This window comes from Nannocystis sp. RBIL2, assembly GCF_026626745.1.
Taxonomy (GTDB): Bacteria; Myxococcota_A; Polyangia; order Nannocystales; family Nannocystaceae; genus Nannocystis.
Genome location: NZ_JAPNJW010000002.1, coordinates 1514563 through 1533913, shown reverse-complemented (window position 1 = coordinate 1533913; position 19351 = coordinate 1514563). Strand labels below are relative to the sequence as shown.

Here is a 19351-nt window from a genome sequence, read left to right as displayed (position 1 = left end):
GCCGGCGACGAGGGGCCGATCAGTCCTCAATTCCTTCCGGTGGTTCGTGCGTGGGCGCGGGGGGAGCGGGCGGGGTGAACTGCAGCGACGTCCGGTGCAGCAGCGGGCGCAAGGTGCTGGCGTACTCCTCGATCTCGGCGGCGCTCTTGCCGTACTGCTGCGACAGGGTGAGGAAGCCGGCCGAGCCGGCGCGCGCGGCTTGCTGGCGGTACAGCGCGGCGTTCTCCTCGAGGGCCCGCAGGGCGCCCCACAGCGCGCCCTCGAGCTTGGAGCCCTGCTCGGCCAGCAGCGCCTCGGCGGTGAAGCCGTGGCCGACGTGACAGCGGAACTTCAGCAGCTTGTCGCCTTCGGCGAGCTCCCACAGCGCGCCGCCGCATTCGGGGCAGGTGTACGGCGAGCGGGCCCCGACCGGCTGGCTCTGCTGGAGGGCGCGCCCGGTCTCGGCGGTGTCCTCGACCTCGGGGGCGCAGAGCGCGTTGGGGTCGTCCACGGGCTGCACGACCAGCTGGCCGAGCACCCCGGGGATCGCGGCGGCCCGCAGGACGCTGTGGACCTCGACGTTCTGGATGGCGCTGAGCGGCATGCTGGGGATGGTGGCCTCGGCCGGGTCCTGGGCGAGCGCCAGGCCGCCGGCCTCGGTGATGCGCAGCAGGCCCTCGGTGCCGTCGTTCAGGCCGCCCGAGAGGACGACGCCGATGACGCGCGCGCCATAGGCCAGAGCGGCGCTGCGGAACAACGGGTCGACCGCGGGGCGAAAGCCGTTCTCCTTGGGGCCGCGGGTGACCCGCACGTGGGCCCGCTTGATCAGCAGGTGGTGATCGGGGCGGGCGATGTAGATCCGGCCGCGCTCGATCGCCTGGCGATCTTCGGCCAGGGCGGTCGGCAACGCGGCGACGCGCCCCAGCAAGTCCGACAGCACGCCCGGGTTGTCGGGCGACATGTGCATCGCCACGAACACCGCCGCCGGGAAGTCGCGCGGCAGCCCCCGCACGATGTCGAACAACGCGGTGAGGCCGCCGGCGGATGCCCCCATCACGACGATGTCGCGTGAGGCCGTGGGGTTTGCTCTCGTCAAGGCAACGCTTATAGTTCATCCTCGCGGGTCGCAGGCAAGGCGAATCGTGAACAATGAGAATGAGTCGCCGGATTTGTAATCCGGTTTACACTTTCTTCAGTCATTGTCGTGTCTGTCATCGACCGCGAGCGCGTGATGCGCTGGCGGGACGATTGCGTGCAAGCGGTCGAGTCCGCTGGCGACGAATCCTAGCGGGGGTTCCGCTGGCCGCGTCGTTCGGTCGACTCGCCCTGCATCGACTCGCGGGGGTTCTCGCCCTGGGTCATGCCGCCCTGGCCGCCCATGCCGCCCTGGCCGCTCGTCTGGCCCATGCGGCCCTGGCCGCCCTCGCCCCCCTGGCCCATGCCGCCCATGCGGCCCTGGCTGGCGGCCTGGCTGGTGCCTGCGCCGCCCCGTTCGCCCTGGCTCATGCCTGAGCGACCGCCCTGGCTGCTCGTCTGGCCCATGCGGCCGGCCTCGCCCTGGCCAGTCTGGCTCTCACCCTGGGTGCGGCCCATCCGACCGCTGCGCAGGACCTCCATGAGGTGGCGGGTGGCCTGCTCGATGTGCCTGGCGTCCTGCTCGTAGATCTGCTGCATGAGCTCGACGCACTCGGGCGAGTTCGCCTGCTGCGCGTCCTGAATGTACTGCTCGTAGGCGCGCAGGGCCTCCGATTTGTGCTGGACGATGGTGACCCAATCGTAGGCGAGGTTGCTCAGGGGCTCTTGATTGCGCTTGTTCTCGTTCATGATGAAATCCTCCGGTCGCGCAGGTCATTGATCGAATCGCCCGCGCGGGCCACCATTCGTGCGACTCGATCCGGAGCCGCGGCGCGCGAGCCACGGGCCGCGTGCATGGCCTCGCTGGCGCGAATGCCTCGGCGTAGGCGGCGCACGAACGCAACGTCGGGCTCGGCACGCCCGACGACGCAGCGGCGCGGGCCACCCCGCGATCGGACGAGCGCGCCGCGCTGGCCCCCGACCCGGCGGCTGCTACGTTGAATGGCTTTTGGGCTCGGCGACGGGCGGGCGTCGCGAGCGAGCGGGCCAGGCAATGCGAGCAGGCGGCCACAGGCATGGCTCGCTAGCGATTACGCAAGCGAACGGCCAGGCAATGCGAGCAGGCGGCCAGGCTCGCGTCGCTTTCGAGCGATTGTGCAATGCGAGCAGGCGGCCAGGGCACGCGTCGCTCACGAGCGACTGCGCGATGCGAGCGAGCGGCCAGGCGATGCGGCGGTGAGGCACGCATCGCTGACGAGCGACTGCGCAATGCGAGCGAGCGGCCCAGGCATTGTTGCGGCCAGGGCACGCATCGCTCACGAGCGACTGCGCAATACGAGCGAGCGGCCAGGCAATGAGAGGAGGCGGTCGGCCCGCGCATCGCTCACGAGCGACTGCGCAATGCGAGCAGGCCGCCAGCAATGCGAGCAGGCGGTCGGGCAATGCGAGCAGGGCGCGGCGCGCTGCGGGGCGCGAACGAGGGGGGCCGCGCGGGGTTCGGCTCGCCGCGCGGCGAACTGGAGCCCGGGGCGGCCGAGAGCGCGCGGGCGACGCCGCTCAGGGGGTGGCGACGGGCGGGGCGACGAGGCGCGTCAGCACGGCCTCCATGACGCCCCAGGTGTCGTCCCACGAGCTGCCGCGCAGGCAGGTGTCGACGCGCTGCAGCCAGCGGCGACGGTCGGCGCGGTGGAGCTCGCACTGCACGGCGATCACGAAGTCCTCGGCGCCCTCGGCGATCGAGACCATGCCCTGGATGGCGTAAGGATTGATGACGTCGCGCAGCGGGGTAGCCACCACCGGCTTGCCGGCGGCCAGATACTCGAGGGTCTGGGAGGGCTTGGCGCGGCGGAGGGCGGCCTCGTGGTTGAAGGGGAGGAGGGCGATGTCCCAGCCGGCGAGGTAGGCCGGCAGCTCGGCGTAGGACTTGGGGCCGAGCTCGTGGATGTTGGGCCGGGCGGGCAGGCGGGGCCGGTCGGAGCCGCCCTCGTGGTCGATGAGGACGATGTGGAAGTCGGTCCGCAGGTCGGCGACGGCGACCAGGAGGTCGATGTCGACGTCGCGCTCGAGGGCGCCGTAGAAGCCGAGGCGGGGGTGGGGGATGTCGCGCTGATCGGCCGGGTCGGGGCCGCCGGCGCGGGCGCGGGCGAAGTGCGCCAGGTCGACCCCGCGCGGCAGCAGGTGGGTGGCGGGGCCGAACTCGGGGCCGAGCGGGTCGTGGCCGGCGTCGACGAACACGGCGTCCGCCCGGCGCAGGGCGTCTTCCCGCAGGGCCTCGTCGCCCTCGAGCGGCGACCGCGGCCCGCCCGGGCAATCGTAGTAGATGGTGGCGACCGGCTTGAGGCGGCAGGCGGCCATGGCCCGCGGCGAATCGTGGCACAGGACGAAGCCGCCGAGGCCGAGGTCGCGGACGACGCCGTCGAGCAGGCCGCGCAGGAGCGTGGTCGCCTCGTCGCCGGTCAGGCCGCGCGGCACGAAGGGAGTGGCGACCACCAGACCTTCGCGGTGATCGAAGTCCATCCGCGGCGGGCCGGCGGTCGGCACCACGGCCTCGACGAAGACGACGCGCCGTTGCCGCGCGCCGCGGGCCAGGAGATGCCGCAGACGCCGGGGGATGGCTTCCCAGGCCAGCTGCGAGACCCACAGGACCGGATGGCCGGCGGCGCTCGTCTGCGCCGGCGGAGGCCGATCCATGTCGTTCAACATACCTTCGAGACCGGCTCTCATGTCCCAGGTATGGTCGGGTCCGCACGCTCGGCAACCCTCGGATTTTCCCTCGGTCGCCAGCCCCCGCCGGAGCCGGCGCCTGCGGTCCACCGCCCTCGGCCTGGGCAAATGGGGCGAACTGGGGAGTACTATCATTCGCCGCGGTCGGCAAATCGTCATAGTCGAGCTTGTCCCGGGGCGGTAGCGCGCCATACTCCACCCCGCAATGCGGTCGCGGCGGGTCCCCGATGTCCGGAGGCCGGCGCGCCCGCGCCAGGAAATACGAGGACGTCATGCCTACCAGGGACGACAACCGCAACGAGAACAAGGGCGAGAACAAGGGCCAGCGCGGCGGTGGGCGCGGTTTCGCCGGGATGGACGAGGACAAACAACGCGAGATCGCCAGCAAGGGCGGTCACGCCGCCCACGAGAAGGGCACCGCGCACGAATTCACGTCCGAGGAGGCGCGCGAGGCCGGGCGCAAGGGCGGCGAGGCGGTCAGCCAGGACCGCGAGCACATGGCCGAGATCGGCGCCAAGGGGGGTCACGCGTCGCACGGCGGCCGCCGCACCGGCGAGGGCCGGGGCGAGGAGGGACGCGGGACGGACGAGGAGCGGGAGCGCCGCTCGTCGCAATCGTCGCAGCAACGCGGCGGGCAGGGCGGCGGGCAGGGCGGCGGGCATCGCCAGCGCTGACGAGCGTCTCGGCGGACCTCCATCGCGCGAGAACCGGCTTCTCCTCGCGCGGTGCCGGGACCGCTTGCTTGCATTGCGGGCGGGCCGCGCGGGCGTCGTCGGCATCGCGGGCCGCCTGTTTGCATCGTGGTGCAGGCCGGCTCGGAGCACGCGGATGGTCGTATCGTTCCGCTCGTGACCCGGAGCGCGGAGTCCGGCGGCTCCAGGGTGCATGGCGTGAATCGTCGCCGCGAGCCGCCGCAATCGCAGCGAGGTGGATCCGACGCGTCGGCTCGGGCGTCGAATCGCCGTATTGCCCCGTTCGGTGAGTCGGACGAGTCGGCGTGAGCCACTGCAAATAGCGAGTTCGGCGCTCACCCACGTGCGTGGGTTCGCCACGAGCGGTCGTCAGACGACCGCTCCTCGCAGCGATCGTCTCAGGCGATCACGAGGGGAGGCGGCGCGGGGCGCGGTCGGCGGCCTTCGGGCCCGAGGGAGGGCTCTGGCGGTCGTCGGCGGCGCGAGCGGCGGGCAGTGGGCGTCGGCAGCGAAGCCGCCGAGGAGGCAAGCGGCCAGCTCGTCGGGGTCGCGTCGCGCGTCCAGGGCGGCGGCGCGGAAATGGATCTCGATCCGACGCGGAGGCCCGCGCGGCCCCACGACGTGAGATCGCGGGGATTGGCGCTGGTGCATGGCCGGTGCGGCGAGGCTGCGACCGATCGTCGCTGATTGCGAGAGGGTCGGTCGTTCGCGGACGCAGGGCGATCGGCGGGCGCGCTATGATCATAGCCGGCGTGCGGCGCGGCGCTCGCTCCGCCGGCGGAGCCGCCGCCGCTGCGATTCACGGGTGGCGGCGGCGGACGGCCGTCTGTTATAGTGAGCCGCCTCTGCTGCTGCGAGCGATCGTCGGAGGACGTCCTCGCTCGCCATTCCTGGACTCTACGCATTTTGACGCCCTTGCACCGACGTTCATTCCTCATGATCACGCCGACGCACCGTCCCAGCCCGAGAACCTCCTCCATCCGCGCACGATCGTTCGTTGCGAACCTCGTGGAGCTGCGGGGCTGAGCGCCCCTTCGACCCGGTCATCCGGCGCCGATTGGTGATCATGCACGCACTCGCTCGTTTCCTCTCGCCATTGTCGTGGGCGGGCGTCGGCGCCCGCGAACAGGCCGGGCCGGCGCGGCCGCTGCCGCCCGTGCGCGGCCTGGCGCCGCTGCTGCGGGCCGCGTGGGTGGCCCTGGCGCCCAGCCGGTCGCGGTTCTGGGCGTTCGTCGCCCTGTTCATCGCCGCCAACACTGCCGAGCTGCTGGTCCCGTGGGCCATCGGCTACACGGTCGGGGTGTTCGTCGAGCACGGCTTCTCGCAGGTCGCCTACGAGGGGGCGCTGCTCGGCATCGGCGCCTACCTCGGGCTGCGCTTCGCCAACATCTTGCTGCACCACCTGGGGCGCTACCTGCAGAGCGGGGTGGCCTACCAGGCGCGCATGACGACGATGACGGGGGTGTTCCAGGCGCTGCTCGGCTACGGGCTGCACTGGCACGTCGAGCGCCACACGGGCGAGAACCTGGCCAAGCTAAACCGCTCGGCGCTCGCGGTCGGCAACGTGGTCGGTCAGTATTCGTGGCAGGTGCTGGAAGGCAGCGTCAAGGTGGTGCTCGCCAGCGTGGCGCTGTGGGCCCTCGACGTGCGCGTGGCCGCCAACGTGGTGGTCATGGGCGGGGTCACGATCGCGGCGATGCTGTACTTCAACCGCCGCATGGTCGACAACATCCGCCTGGTCAATCAATTCGACAACACGGTCGGCCGGGTGTGCGTCGATTACCTGACGAACGTCGTCACGGTGAAGACGCTGAACCTCGAGGCGCTGGCCTGCGCCGACCTCGGGCGCCAGCGGGCCGAGGGCGGCGAGCTGGTGCGCCGGGTGTCGCGCTTCAGCGAGCTCAAGTGGGGGGCGGTGAGCTGCGGCTACGCGCTGGTGATGGCGACGTCGCTGCTGTGGTACTTCCACGGCGCCGGCCTGAAGGGCACCGCGCTCGACGTGGCCCAGGTCTACGTGCTCATCGCCTACCTCGACAAGATCTTCGGCGCGATCAGCTCCTTCTCGGCCTATTACGGCAACATCGTCGAGGCGTGCACCGCGTACGAAGACGCCAGCGAGCTGCTGCGCGGGTCGCCGACGGTCGCGCCGCCGCCGACGGCCGCGCCGCGCTGGCGCGAGCTGCGGCTCGACGCGCTGGCGTTCAACTACGCGGGCGACGCCCCGGCCCTCCGCTGCGGGGCGCTGACGATCCGCCGCGGCGAGAAGATCGCGGTGGTCGGCACGAGCGGCGGCGGCAAGTCGACGCTGCTGAAGTTGCTGGCGGGGATGCTGCGCCCGGAGGGGGGCGAGGTGGCGTTCGACGGCCGCCGCAGCTCGTTCGAGGCGCTGGCCCAGCGCACGCTGCTGATCCCGCAGGAGCCGCAGATCTTCTCGGAGACGCTGCGCTACAACGTGACGCTCGGCGAGACCGTGCCGGAGGATGTGCTGGCGCAGGTGATCCGCCTGGCGCGCCTGGGGCCGGTGATCGCCAAGCTGTCCGCGGGCTGGGACACGCACCTGGCCCAGAGCGGCCTCAACCTGTCCGGCGGGGAGCGCCAGCGGATCGCGCTGGCCCGCGGGCTGCTGCGGGCGCACTCGCGGGACCTGCTGCTGCTCGACGAGCCGACGGCGGCCCTGGACCCGCCGACCGAGCGCGAGGTGCTGGCTGCGATCTTCCAGTCGTCGCCCGAGGCGACGGTGCTGGCCGCGTGCCACCGCTGGAGCTTGCTGTCGCTGTTCGACCGGGTGCTGTTCGTCGAGGACGGCGCAGTGCACGAGCTGTCGCCGTCGCAGCACCCGCGCGAGCGGCCGCTGTTCGCGCTGCCCGACGAGCGCCCGCACATGGCCTGCGAGCTGGCCTGAGAGCTGGCGGGTTTCAGGGAGCCGAGAGGGCGCGTCGCCGGAGGGCGATGCGCCCTCGTCTCGTCGCCCGTCACAGGGCCGGGAGGAGCCTGTCCGTCAGCAGCTTGGCGGTGAGGCGATGCGGCTGCGGGCGGTCGAAGTTGGTGGTGGTGATGACGACGGCGACTCTCTCGGCCGGGAACACCTGCACTGTGTTGCCGCCGCTGCCGTTCATGGCCCACGAGTCCCAGATCCGCTCGCCGACCGGGAACTGCATCAGCCACCACAGATAGCCGTACTCGACGCCGTCGTCGACGCGGGCGTGCGGCTGCACGGAGCGCGCGACCCACTCGGCGGGCACGAGCTGCTGGCCGGCGTGGCGGCCGCCGTCGAGGTAGAGCTGGCCGAGCGCCAGCAGGTCGCGGCTGCGCAGGCCGAGCCCGCCGCCGGCCTGCGGCAGACCCAGCGGCGAGTATTGCCATTTGGGATCGGCGATGCCGAGCGGGGTAAGCAACCTGCGCTGGGCGTAGACGTCGAGGCGCTCGCCGGTCGCGGCCTGCAGCACCGCGCCGAGCGCGGTCACGCCGGCGGTGCAATAGCGGAAGCTGCGGCCGTGCGGCGAATCGGCCGGCTTGGGCATCCAGGCCGGGAAGCCCTGGATCGGCAGGTCGAGGTAGAACTTCACCCAATCCTCGACGAGGTACATGCGCTCCTCGTGGCCGCGCGAGAATTGGTTCTCGTCGTGGCATTCGAGCAGCGACGACATGGTCAGCAGGTCCTCGACGGTGATCTGCGCCTTGCGCGGATCGGGGTGCTCGGGCGGGCCGTATGGCGCGAGGTAGTCGAGGATCGGGGCCTGCGGGCCGGGCAGCTTGCCGTCAGCGATGGCCTGGCCGACCAAAATGCCGGCGAGGGTCTTGGTGGCGGACCGGGTGTTGCGCGGGGCCTCGCGTCCGCCGTCGTCGAAGTAATGTTCGTAGAGCAGCTGGCCGTCGCGCGCGACGAGGATGCTGGTGATCTGGCCGAACTCGCCGGCCTCGACGGCGCTCGTGACGTCCTCGAGGCGGGGCGGCGGGGGCGAGGCGAGCGGGGCCGGAGAGTCGGGGGCGCAGGAGGCTGCGGCGGCGTCGAGGAGGAGCAGCAGGGCGAGGGGGCAGGCGGCGAACAGCTTGAAGGCGGGCATCGGGCCGGGTCGGGAGAGGCGCGAGGCTAGCCGCGCGGCGGGGCCCGGTCTTGTACGCCGTGAACGTGTCAGGCCGGCCGCACGAGCCGGCGGAAGGCGGCAGGGGTGAGGCGGTAGGCGCGGTGAAAGGCGCGGCTGAAGTGGCTCTGGTCGACGTAGCCGCACTGGGCCGCGATGTCGGCGAGGGGCGTGCGGAGGTCCCGCAGCAAGGCGCTGGCGCGCTCGAGGCGACAGTGACGCAGGTACTCGCCGGGAGAGCGGCCGTAGCGGGCCCGGAAGGCGCGCGAGAAGTGGACGGGGTGGACGTCGGCAGCAGCGGCGAGCTCGGACAGGCGCGGGGTGACTGCGCCGGTGTCCTGCAGCTGTTCGCGGGCGCGCGCCAGCCAGGGCGGTCCGGAGGAGCGCCGTTGGCGGGCGTCGAGGGCGGCCTCGGCGAGGAGCAGGTGGTATTCGGACTCGACGACGAGCGCGGAGGCAGCGTCCCAGCGCGGCAATTCGTGGCACAGGCGATAGGCCGCGAGCAAGGCTGCCGTGCCCAGCCGCACGGGGTGGTCGGGGAGCGGGCAGGTCGCGGTGGCCGTGTGCTAGGCCGCGGTCGGGACGGACAGGGTGAAGAAGCGGCCGTCGAGGCCGCGGAAGCGATCGACGTGGGTGGTGCCCGGCGGGTTGAGGACGAGCGCGGGGTGATCGCATACGTCCGGCATGCCGCGCGCGCTGCTGAGATAGCGACCGGCGAGCAAGAGCAGGAAGTGGGCGTCCTCGTGGGTGTGCCGGTGAACCTCGTGCTCGGGCACGGTCGGCCGCAGATCGGCGAGCGACAAGCCGTGAGCCGTGCGCCGCCGCTCGAAGACGCCGAGGAAGTGTCCGGGACCGAACCGCATGGCAGGGCCATGATGCCGCAGGACGGGGCGGGACGGCGGGGTCGCATCCGCCGCGGGTGGGAGCTCGGGGCGAGAGTCGGGCGTCCCGTGGCGAGCTGCGTCAGGCAGGCGCCGAGGCGCCGGGCCTCCCGCGACGAGCTGCGTCAGGCAGGCGCCGAGGCGCCGCCTCGAGGGCGTTCGCGCGGGCTTCGGCCCGGGCAGCAATTACTCTTCCGGGCGAGGGGCACGATTGGGACTGGGATCCGCGGTGGGAGCGGTGCCCGGTAGCGAGCAAGGGCTGGATGATGTAAGGAATCCCGCGACGCTCGGGTGATTCGTGGTATCGGCACGGACCGCGTGATCAGGCCGGGCTACTGATCTTCGGGCACTTCCTCGATGTCGTCCGGGGACAGCTCCTCCTCGTCCTCGCCTTCGCGCAGCGCTTCGAGGCTGGCCTCGGCGGCGAGGAGAAAGTCGTCCTCGTCGAGGTTGCTCCACGGCTCCACGGCGGTGCCGTGGTGCTGTTCCGATCGGGTCTCAACTCGTTCGAGATGCATGGCGAGTGTTCCCTCCTCGGGGAAGATTTTGTTGGCAGTTGCCTGCACGGCCGTTCTCACTAATCGTCGGGGATGCGGCGTAGCGGGCCGTACGGGCCGCTTTTTTGAGGATCCCGTTTGCGCCCGCTGCAGGGTCGCAGGCAGTCGCGCACGGTGCGCGGCGATCGAATCGTTTCGTGCGCCTCAGGCTGCGAGGCGGGGCGGACGGTCTCAGCCGGAGCTTCGCTGCTTCGCGCGCAGCGGCGGAGGCTTATGATTTCTTGATGTCTCGCATGTGGGCTGTCCTACTGCACGCCGTCCTTCTGGTGACGAGCAGGCTCGAGCGACAGGCGGGCACATCTGTGGCGCGCGGTAACCTGCACCAGGGGGCAGGCGGGTGCGCCGGCAGGCGGTCAGCCAGACGACCGGCACACACGCGGCAGCAATTCGCGGGAGACGAAGTCGTCCCTGACCTTGGCGACTGCCGCCATCGCTTCGGACCACTCTGCCCTATCGGAGAGCTCCGCGAACCACCTATCCAGGCTCTGCCGCGGTGGCACCGCCTGTTTGCGCAGCAAAAAATCAAGGCGGAGAAAGTTGTACCTCAGCGTTGCCGCGTAGCGCGTTCGCAGTTGGGGCGAGCAGCGCGGCCAGAATCGTCGCCACGTGTCGACGTGCGTCTGGATCCAGCGAACCTTGCGTCTGACGGTCTGCGAAGTGATGGCCACGTGGGATACCCATGGACCCGGGTTCCCGACGATCCATCGCCCGTAAGTGACGACGTGCGACGCGAGCTCGCCCGTCGTCCACGCGTCGCCACGTGTAAATGATGCGGAGATCCAGACGAGGTCCAGCTCTCGCGTCCGCCGCGTCGCCCCGTCGCCGACGCACAGCACGTCCCAGTCGGACCTCGCATCGCCGATGCCCGCCGCGCGAGAACCGAACACGACGACCTCCGAGCAGCGCTCGCGCAGACCCGCGAGCGCGACGCCGGCGCGCTCGAGGCAACGAGCCAGGTCTTCCTCGTCAGTCCATGGCATTGGCCGGTTCTTCCTCCCCGTCGGCGGTGTGGTCGACGAGCCGCTCGAGCGCGTCTACCACGCTCAGGAGCTGCTCGTAGCTCGGCCCCATGATTAGCTCGCTGGTCCGAGCGCCCCGGGACCCCCGGGAGCCGAGAGCGTCCACGAGCGCCGCCGCGACCTTGACCTGCTCTGGGCTCACCAGACCGTCCGTAACATACCTGGCGAGCAACTCGTCGACCGTGAGCTCTTCCACGTCCGGCGTCGCCTGGTGCTGGGTCAGTTCGTCTACGAGCGTATCGAGCGCCGTCTCGATGTCTGAGGAGAGCTGATCATACTCGTAAGCGTCGTCGTCGTCGTCGTCGTCGTCGATCGGATCGTCTTCGCAAGCGAACCCCCACCTGTCCTGGAGTTCGCCGAGCGCCTCGCGCAGCGACTCGAGGCTCGCCCTCGCGTCATGGCGCCAGTCAGACCTGGTCATCACAGCTCGCCTCCCTATTCTGGCGCGCGAGGCAGCGCTCGATGAACCACGGAGCCGCCGCGACCGCATGCCAGGCCGCAACCTCCCAGTGGTTCGGGCCGCGGACCTTCTTCATGCGTGTAGCGACGTTCCTTGACCGGTCCCGCAACCGGTCTATTCTTTCCGAAGCCTCTGGAGCTCCGGGCAGCAGTTCGGCCGTCGCCGCCAACTCATTGCAGATTCGATCCAGCTCTGTCGGCGCGCGCTCTTCCAGCCGCCGCGGGAGTTGCAGCGTCTCCGCGTGGCGAGAGTACCTTCCGCCGAAACCGGGGGCCTCAGGGGAGGACGAACACTCGAAGAGCATCCGCGGCTCGTCGTTGCCGTCGCGGATGATCCTCGCAACCAGGTGTCTTTCACTCACTTCGACATCGTCGAAATAGAAGTGGAACGTCCGACATCCATGTTCGTCGCGCCACGGCTTGCGGCGCCGGAGGTCGTTGCACTGCTGGCAGCACGGGACGATGTTATGCGGGTGAATCGCAAACTCCGGGAATTCGTCCTTGGGAATGTAGTGGTCGAACGTGTTCGGCTCGTTCAGCCCGCAATTCTGACAGACGCCGCGGACTGACGGGTCCTGGAGCTGTCGGATCGCCTCTTTCAGGAGTTTGAGCGCCGGCGCCTCGGTCTCGTAGCATTTCTTGAGCGCGTCCGATTGCTCCTTGGAGAAGTCGGAGTATGCTGCGATTCTGAGGAAGTCTCCGTTCAAATTCAGGTAATCCTGATAGCGGTCCTCGATGACCGCGCGGACCTCCGCGAGCCGCGGACGACGCCGTTGGTGCGTCGATGCGCCGCAGATATCGAGGAAGGACTGCCAGGGATCCCCTCCATACGGCCTAAGTCGTCTCATCGTCGTCCTCCTCATTCACGTGGAGGCGATCGGCGAGGACCGTATAGGGCGCGAGGCTAAGCGAAGATGCGTGGAGCGTGTGATCGTACCAGCGCCGGAGAGTCTCCTCGTCGAGGGTCGAGTTCAATATCTTGAAGTAGTTGGCGCTCTTCTCATCGACGCCGAAGGCGAAGCGAATGATCTCGCCAAGGTTCGCTCCGAAGGACTCGCCTGGATACAGCCTCAATGCGGGCGCCCCGTCGACTCGCTCGACGATGCGGATGTATCGCGCCGGCACCTCTTGCAACACTTGGGGCGAATGGGTGGCCAGGACCGCGAAGCTGTCGCTTTCGTCCAGGATCTTGTGGAGCAGGCGCATCAGGCTGGACAAGAGGTTCGGGTGGAGATGGATCTCGGGTTCGTCGATGAGGACCAGCGCCCGGGGCCGAATCGTCGCGAGCAGGTTGACCAGCACGAACAGGAAAATCTTGTGCCCGGAGCTGAGCGTCTCCATGAGCTCGATCAACTTGCTCGGGTCTGGCTCCTCGAGCACGGCCGCCAGCGAGGGCTCCTCGTCGGCGAGTCCCGACGCCCGGATCGCGTCACGCCAGGCTCTTGGATCGAGCTGCCGAAGGTGACGGTGACTGCGGTCGAACGCGTGTTTGAGGTTGATGACCCCATGATGATCGCGGAGCCCGCAATAAAAGTATCCGACAGCCGTGGACGGTCGAGCCTTCCCGAAGTATCGATAGGGGTCGAACGCGCTGTACGAGATCGCAATCACACGGCTGATGCCGCGGATGGGCGGGTCGATGCTCCCTGCTTCGCTGTCGAGGCCGCTGACTGCCTGCCCGAGCACGCTGAGCAAACCGCTCTTGCCGGTCGCGTTCTTGCCGACCAACACCATCAAGCGCCCAAGACGCCCGTCCCTGGCGGAGAGCCTCACATCAAGGCGGTACGGTGCGGACGGAGTCGGCAGGACCTTCGAGAGCGTCGTGGTAAAGCGAAACGTGAGTTCGGCCGGAGCGACATCCGCGTCGACGCCGTGCAGCCTCTGACGGGCCAAATTCATCGCCGTGCGGGCTGAGACCGAGCGAAGCAGCGACACGGTGATACCCTCTTGCTCGGCAAAATCTCCTTCTATTTCGGAATCGGACGCGATGTCGCGGAGCGCGACCAGGACAACCTGAGCCAGCTCAGGACCCAACTCCTGGAGGTTTTCGTAGTATTCGGGGTTCTGGCCGAGGCTGCAGTAAAACTCGCTCAGCGCGGCGAAACGATCGGGGAGCACCGTCGAGCGATCGTCGCTCTGGAGGATCTTGATCGGCCCGATGTACCGGGCTTGTTTGGCTTCGGCTCCAGCGGGGAGCCAATAGAGGCTGTAGAGCGTCTTGAAGCCGAAATCGTCCCACTTGCGGCCCTTGCCGCGCTCCAGCACGAACTGATCCTGCGAGGACGTCTCCGCCATCGTGTGCCACAACAGCGAAACAAACACCGGAGAGGTGGTCTTGTCCGCCGTCCGAGTCATGGCCGAAGGGAGAGTAACAAACTTCCTCCACGACGGCATCGCGCGCGCACGTCCCGCGTTCCGCCTCACGAAGGCAGGCGCTATCTTCGGCCGGCCGCTCACCCGTTCGATGTGCCGGTCGTCGTCCCCGCTGGAGACGTTGCCTGTCGGGCCAGCCTCGGTGCGTCGCGGTCCCCGCCGGGCGGGGTACTGCCCGGATGACGGAGCGCAAGGTCTGGCGTCGCGGTCTGCCGCTTGTTCGTGCTCGGCCTGTGCAGCCCGGTGACCGGGCCTTCACGCACGCACGGCGGTCTCGGCGAGCAGCGAGAGGCCGGCGGCGAGGACCTCGGCGGGGGCCAGGGCCAGGCACTCGTGGCTGGTCGGGCAGGCGAAGCGATAGCAGGGGGTGCAGGCGGTGGGGCGGCGCAGCAGGCGGTGGGGCGAGGTGCGGGGCATCCACTGGCTGTCGCGGTCGGTGCCGGCGTAGGTGACGAGCTGGGGCACTGCGAGGGCGTCGGCGAGGTGGAGGGCGGCGGTGTTGTTGGTGAGGACGAGGCGGGCGCCGGCGAGGAGGGCGGCGAACTCGGGTAGATCTGTCTCTCCGACCAGGTCGAGGGCGCGCGAGCCGAGCAGCGGGAGGAGCTCGCGGGCGCGGTCGCGGTCGCGGGCGGCGCCGCAGACGAGCAGGCGCAGGTCGGCGTACTCGGCCAGGGCGCGGGCGGCGAGGGCGTGGCGCAGGGGGTCGTAGGTGCGCGCGGGGCAGCTGGCGAAGGGGTTCCACACGAGGTAGTCGCCGGCGACGCGGTGGGCGGCCAGGCGGGCCTGGGCGGCGCTCCAGGCGGGCCGCGGGAGGCAGATCTCGAGCCGGCGATCGACGACGGGCACGCCGAGGCGCTCGACGAGTTGGAGGTTGCGCTCGCACTGGTGGAGGCCGTCGTCGGCGTGCGGGAGGGCGATCGTGAGGGCCCGCCCGCGCTCGCGCGACTCGCCGATCCGCATCGGGATGCCGGCCAGGGCGCAGGCGAGGGCGGCCGGGTGCGGGCTCTGGCTGAAGCTGGTGAGGATGAGGGCGAGGTCGTACTCGCCGCGCCGGAGGGTGGCGATGAGCTCGCGCTCGCGCGCGGGATCGAAGGCGAGGCGGCCCAGGTCCTGCCACAGGGCGCGGCAGGGCTCGACGTCGTCGACCCATGGCAGCAGGGCGGCCGCCGCGGCGCCGCCAGGGCTGGCGAGCAGGGTGAGGTGGAGGTGCGGGAGATGGGCCTTGAGCGCGCGCAGGGCCGGGCCGGTGAGGATGATGTCGCCGAGGTTGTCGAGCCGGACGACGAGGATCCGCCGCACGCGCGACCAGTCGAGGGGACGCGTGCGATCGAGAGGCGCGGCCGGGTCGCGCGCGGTCACCCGCGAGTAGTCGCGGCCGAGCCGCGGTCGGGGATCGAGGGCGAGCGGGGCGACGTCGGGGTGCTGGTCGTTGCGTGGAGGCATGGGCTCACGTCGAGGAGGTCATGACATCGAGAGGGGTGCGGCGGTGGGGGCTTCGCGGGCGTCGGGGCGCAGCAGCTCGAGGGCGGCGGTGACGACCGTGGCGGGGGGGATGCCGCGCAGGCACAGGTGATGGCCTTCGGGACAGGTCGAGCGGTAGCAGGGGGCGCACGGGACCGGGTGGCTCAGGACCCGCGCGGGGACGGCCCAGGGGGTGTGCTGCGGGTTGGTGAGGGCGTAGAGGTCGACGACGGGGGTGGCCATGGCGGCGGCGACGTGGGCGGGGCCGGTGTTGTTGCTGATCAGCAGGCCGGCGCGGGCGATGACGGCCGCGAGGGCGCCCAGCGAGAGGCGGCCGGCGAGCGAGTGGGTGGGGACGCCGGCGGCGCCGCGGATCTGCTCGACCAAAGAGACCTCGTCGGCGGCGCCGGTGAACACGAGGCCTACGCCGTGGTCGCGGACGAGGGCGCGGGCGACCACCGCGAAGGCGGCGGGCGGGTAGCGGCGCGAGCTGGCGGTGGCGCCGGGGTGGACGACGAGCCAGCGCGGGCCGAGGCGCAGGCGGCGGAGCTCGGCCTCGGCCACGAGGTGGTCTTCAGGACATGGCCGAAGAGACAGTCTATGATGCGAGGGGCGCAGGCCGACGGCGGCGACGAGGTCGAGCTGGCGGGTGACCTCGTGCCGCACGCCGCGCTCGGGCTCGGTCTCGGGGATCCAGTGGGTGAGGAGCTGGTAGGGGTTCTCGCGGCTGTGGGCCAGGCGCAGCGGGATGTCGGCGAGGTAGGTGAGGAGGGCGGCGGGCAGCGGGTTCTGGCTGTAGACGGTGAAGACGACCGCGGCGTCGAAGCGGCCGGCGCGGAGGCGATCGATCATTGCGCGGTCGAGGCTGGCGTCGCGGCGCGCGGGGCTGGCCTTGAGCCAGGCGGCGTCGTAGGTCCAGACGTCGTCGACTTCGGGCACGAGGCGGCCGACGACTGCGCCGGGGCTCGAGGTGAGCAGAGTGAGGTGGCGCTGCGGGTGGCCCTCCTTGAGCGCGCGCAGGGCGGGGGTGGTCATGAGCACGTCGCCGACGGTGTCGAGGCGGACGCACAGGACGCGGCGAGCGGACGACCAGCTCATCCGGGGCCCCGATCGCCGAGCCGCGCGAGGAGGCCGGTGGTGCTGAAGTCGTCGAGGTACGGCATGAAGCAGACCTCGCCGCCGAGGCGCGACACGAGCGGGGCCTCGGGCAGCTTGTCGAGGCTGTAGTCGCCGCCCTTGACGTAGACATCGGGCCGCGCGAGCTCGATGAGGCGGGTCGGCACGTCGTCGGCGAACTCGACGATGTGATCGACGCACGACAGGGCGGCCAGCACCTGGGCCCGATCTGCGGCGCAGTTGATCGGGCGGGTGTCGCCCTTGAGCCGGCGGACGCTGGCGTCGGCGTTGAGGCCGACGATCAGGACGTCGCCGAGCGCCTTGGCGCGGCTGAGGCAGGTGATGTGGCCGCGGTGGAGGATGTCGAAGCAGCCGTTGGTGAACACGAGCCGCTTGCCGGCGCGGTGCAGGCAGTCGGCGAGCAAGGCGAGGTCGTCGTGGCCGAGCAGCTTGTCCTGCGAGGCGAGGTGGACCCGCAGCTCGGCGGCGCTGCAGGCGGTGGTGCCGTCGCGCGCGACGACCAGGCTGGCGGCGCTGGAGGCCAGGTCGGCGCAGGCGTGGGTCGGGGCGCCGGCGGCGAGGGCGAGGGCGAGGGCGCTGACGAAGGTGTCGCCGGCGCCGGTGGCGTTGGCGTCGGACGAGCGCCGGGCGTAGGTGCGGTAGGCGGGCTGACCTGTCTCGAAGACCAGGGCGCCGGCGCAGTCGAGGGTGACGGCGGCGACCCGCGCTCCGGTGATCTGCAGGAGCTCGGCCTCGTGGGCGGCGATCTGCTCGACGCGGCCGTCGCCGTGGCCGTTGCTGAGGCCGAGCAGGCGCGCGGCCTCGCAGTAGTTGGGCTTGACGGCGGTGGGCCGGGCGCGCGCGAGCCGGCGCAGGTCCTTGGCGTCGGCGACGAGGACGCGCGCGTGGGCGGCCTGCAGGGCGGCGATCTCGTCGATCACGCCGTCGGTGAGGACGCCGTAGCCGTAGTCGGAGACGATGACCGCGTCGACGTCGGCCCAGGCGGCCCGCAGGCGCTCGCACAGGCGCGCCTCGGTGACGGGGTCGAGGTCGTCGCGGCTGCCGGCGTCGAGGCGCAGGAGGATCTGGCCGCCGGCGAGGACGCGCTGCTTGACGAGGGTGCGGCGCCCGCCGGCGCGCACGAGGCCGTGGGCGGGGACGCCGAGGGCCGCCAGGGCGCGCGCGAGACGGTCGGCCTCGTCGTCGCCGCCGACGACGGAGAGGAAGGTGACCCGGGCCCCGAGCGCGGCGGCGTTGACCGCCGTGTTGGCGCCGCCGCCGGGGACGTCGCGGCGCGCGTCGACGTCGACGACGGGCACCGGGGCCTCGCGGCACAGCCGCTCGCTGTGGCCGTCGAGGTAGGTGTCGAGCATGGCCTCGCCGATCACGAGGGTCCGCAGGTCGGCGAAGGCGTCGAGCACGGGGAGCAGGACGTGAGTCATCGCGGGCGCTCCGGGTGAAGGTGTGTTTTGAGACATGCCTTGAGGGACATGTCTGGAAGGACCGATCTGGCAGATCCAATGACATGGTTTTTTGGACATGTCGAAGAGGGCATGTCCGAACGAGCCGGCGATCTTGGGCTGCGAAAGAGCATCGCGGGCGCTCAGGCGAGGGGCGCGGGGTGCTCGTCGTGGTCGCTGCGGGCGGTGTCGCCGAGGATCCGGCGGGCGGCCTCGGCGAGGTCGGCGGCGACGAGGGTGGGCGCGGGGCGGAGGGCCGGGGGCAGCGAGGCGGCGATCAGGGCGGTGCGGCAGCCGGCGCGGCGGCCGGCCTCGACGTCGCTGGCGATGTCGCCGATCATCCACGAGCGCGCGAGGTCGAGGCCGAGCTCGGCGGCGGCGCGGGTCAGCAGGCCGGGCGCGGGCTTGCGGCAGCCGCAGACGATGGCGTACTCGGCGACGACGCCGGCGGGCAGGTGCGGGCACCAGTAGAAGCCGTCGAGCTCGAGGTCGAGCAGGTCCTCGATGCGGGCCTGGACGCCGAGCAGGTCGTGGGCGCTGAACAGGCCGCGGGCGACGCCGGACTGGTTGGTGACGACGACGAGGGCGTAGCCGGCGGCCCGCAGCGACCAGGCGCCGTCGCGGGCGCCGCGGGTGAGGCGGACGTGGGCGGGGTCGACGTTGTAGGGGACGTCGTCGATGAGGGTGCCGTCCTTGTCGAGGAAGGCGGCGGGGCGGAGGCGGGTCATGGCCAGCTCGTCTCGCGCATGGGCACGACCATCAGCTCGGGGACGACCGACTCGCCGGGCATGGCGAGGAGGAAGCGGATGGTCTCGGCGACGTTGCGCGGGTCCTGGAGGTTGGTGATCGGGGTGTCGGGGAAGCGGTCGAGGATGAAGGGGGTGCGCATGCCGCCGGCCAGCAGCGCGGTGACCTTGATGCCGAACGGGCGGCCCTCGACGTGCAGCGCGTGCGACAGGCCGAGGAGGCCCCACTTGCTGGCGTGGTAGGCGCTGGCGTTCTGCCAGGCCCGCTTGGCCGCGGTCGAGACGATGTTGACGATGTAGCCGCCGCCCTGGGCGCGCAGGCGCGGGAAGGCGGCGCGGCTGAGGACGAAGGGGCCGCGCAGGTTGACGGCGAGGACGCGGTCGATGTCGTCCACGCTGAGCTCGTCGACCGCGAGGGTCTTGTCGGTGCCGGCGTTGTTGACGAGGACGTCGAGCCGGCCGTGGCGGGCGACGATGGCGTCGATCAAGGCTTGCCCGGCCTCGGCGTCGCGGACGTCGAGCTCGGCGGCCTCGATGCGGCCGCCGAGGTCGCGCACCTCGGCGACGAGGCGGGCGAGCGGGCCGGTCTGGATGTCGGCGGCGATCACGTGGGCGCCGGCGGCCGCGAGGGTGCGGCCGATCTCGGCGCCGAGGCCCGAGCCGCCGCCGGTGACGAGCACGATCTTGTCCGCGAGGGGTGATTCGATCACGAGGGTCATCGGTCCTCC

Annotated in this window: 18 protein-coding genes; 2 read left to right on the top strand and 16 right to left on the bottom strand. The window is 71.1% G+C overall.

Annotated features, from left to right (window positions below; all coding sequences use genetic code 11):
* Positions 1 to 19 precede the first annotated feature (19 nt).
* The 3 genes from OV090_RS31285 to OV090_RS31275 form a co-directional block, all read right to left on the bottom strand.
* Positions 20 to 1075 (bottom strand): chemotaxis protein CheB, encoded by a 1056-nt coding sequence (locus tag OV090_RS31285; RefSeq protein ID WP_267708317.1) that lies wholly within the window; start codon positions 1073 to 1075, stop codon positions 20 to 22.
* 188 nt (positions 1076 to 1263) lie between these two features.
* Complete coding sequence (locus OV090_RS31280) at positions 1264 to 1803, bottom strand: hypothetical protein (RefSeq protein WP_267708316.1); 540 nt, start codon at positions 1801 to 1803, stop codon at positions 1264 to 1266.
* Between the two features lie 807 nt (positions 1804 to 2610).
* Complete coding sequence (locus OV090_RS31275) at positions 2611 to 3744, bottom strand: glycosyltransferase (protein ID WP_267708315.1); 1134 nt, start codon at positions 3742 to 3744, stop codon at positions 2611 to 2613.
* A gap of 305 nt (positions 3745 to 4049) precedes the next feature.
* Here OV090_RS31275 and OV090_RS31270 point away from each other — a divergent pair, with 305 nt between their 5' ends.
* Both OV090_RS31270 and OV090_RS31265 read left to right on the top strand, forming a co-directional pair.
* On the top strand, positions 4050 to 4451 hold the full coding sequence (locus OV090_RS31270) for a KGG domain-containing protein (RefSeq protein ID WP_267708314.1): 402 nt from the start codon (positions 4050 to 4052) through the stop codon (positions 4449 to 4451).
* A gap of 1084 nt (positions 4452 to 5535) precedes the next feature.
* Positions 5536 to 7371: an ABC transporter ATP-binding protein gene (locus OV090_RS31265; protein ID WP_267708313.1), complete on the top strand. Its 1836-nt coding sequence runs from the start codon at positions 5536 to 5538 to the stop codon at positions 7369 to 7371.
* Positions 7372 to 7441: 70 nt separating this feature from the next.
* Here OV090_RS31265 and OV090_RS31260 read toward each other — a convergent pair whose 3' ends face one another.
* The 13 genes from OV090_RS31260 to OV090_RS31200 form a co-directional block, all read right to left on the bottom strand.
* The gene (locus OV090_RS31260) at positions 7442 to 8533 is read right to left on the bottom strand and encodes a serine hydrolase domain-containing protein (RefSeq protein ID WP_267708312.1); all 1092 of its coding nucleotides are present in this window, start codon (positions 8531 to 8533) and stop codon (positions 7442 to 7444) included.
* 68 nt (positions 8534 to 8601) lie between these two features.
* A complete protein-coding gene (locus OV090_RS31255) occupies positions 8602 to 9078 on the bottom strand; it encodes a helix-turn-helix transcriptional regulator (RefSeq protein ID WP_267708311.1) in 477 nt (158 codons plus the stop codon).
* Between the two features lie 39 nt (positions 9079 to 9117).
* Positions 9118 to 9414, bottom strand: a complete 297-nt coding sequence (locus OV090_RS31250) for a hypothetical protein (protein ID WP_267708310.1) — start codon at positions 9412 to 9414, stop codon at positions 9118 to 9120.
* A gap of 350 nt (positions 9415 to 9764) precedes the next feature.
* Positions 9765 to 9998: a hypothetical protein gene (locus OV090_RS31245; RefSeq protein ID WP_267708309.1), complete on the bottom strand. Its 234-nt coding sequence runs from the start codon at positions 9996 to 9998 to the stop codon at positions 9765 to 9767.
* Between the two features lie 344 nt (positions 9999 to 10342).
* The gene (locus tag OV090_RS31240; protein ID WP_267708308.1) at positions 10343 to 10969 is read right to left on the bottom strand and encodes a nucleotidyltransferase domain-containing protein; all 627 of its coding nucleotides are present in this window, start codon (positions 10967 to 10969) and stop codon (positions 10343 to 10345) included.
* Positions 10956 to 11429 (bottom strand): hypothetical protein, encoded by a 474-nt coding sequence (locus tag OV090_RS31235; RefSeq protein ID WP_267708307.1) that lies wholly within the window; start codon positions 11427 to 11429, stop codon positions 10956 to 10958. The genes OV090_RS31240 and OV090_RS31235 overlap by 14 nt, the downstream gene beginning before the upstream one ends.
* Complete coding sequence (locus OV090_RS31230; protein WP_267708306.1) at positions 11416 to 12315, bottom strand: hypothetical protein; 900 nt, start codon at positions 12313 to 12315, stop codon at positions 11416 to 11418. Before OV090_RS31230 ends, OV090_RS31235 begins: the two co-directional genes overlap by 14 nt.
* Positions 12302 to 13822: an AAA family ATPase gene (locus tag OV090_RS31225; protein WP_267708305.1), complete on the bottom strand. Its 1521-nt coding sequence runs from the start codon at positions 13820 to 13822 to the stop codon at positions 12302 to 12304. Before OV090_RS31225 ends, OV090_RS31230 begins: the two co-directional genes overlap by 14 nt.
* 273 nt (positions 13823 to 14095) lie before the next feature.
* A complete protein-coding gene (locus OV090_RS31220; RefSeq protein WP_267708304.1) occupies positions 14096 to 15283 on the bottom strand; it encodes a glycosyltransferase family 9 protein in 1188 nt (395 codons plus the stop codon).
* Positions 15284 to 15301: 18 nt separating this feature from the next.
* Positions 15302 to 16399 carry a glycosyltransferase family 9 protein gene (locus OV090_RS31215; RefSeq protein ID WP_267708303.1) on the bottom strand — a complete coding sequence of 366 codons (1098 nt, stop codon included), beginning with the start codon at positions 16397 to 16399 and terminating at the stop codon, positions 15302 to 15304.
* Positions 16396 to 17859 carry a D-glycero-beta-D-manno-heptose 1-phosphate adenylyltransferase gene (gene rfaE2, locus OV090_RS31210; RefSeq protein WP_267708302.1) on the bottom strand — a complete coding sequence of 488 codons (1464 nt, stop codon included), beginning with the start codon at positions 17857 to 17859 and terminating at the stop codon, positions 16396 to 16398. Before rfaE2 ends, OV090_RS31215 begins: the two co-directional genes overlap by 4 nt.
* Before the next feature lie 161 nt (positions 17860 to 18020).
* Positions 18021 to 18605 (bottom strand): HAD family hydrolase, encoded by a 585-nt coding sequence (locus OV090_RS31205; protein ID WP_267708301.1) that lies wholly within the window; start codon positions 18603 to 18605, stop codon positions 18021 to 18023.
* Entirely contained in the window at positions 18602 to 19342 is a 741-nt protein-coding gene (locus tag OV090_RS31200) for an SDR family oxidoreductase (RefSeq protein WP_267708300.1), read from the bottom strand. The genes OV090_RS31205 and OV090_RS31200 overlap by 4 nt, the downstream gene beginning before the upstream one ends.
* Positions 19343 to 19351 lie beyond the last annotated feature (9 nt).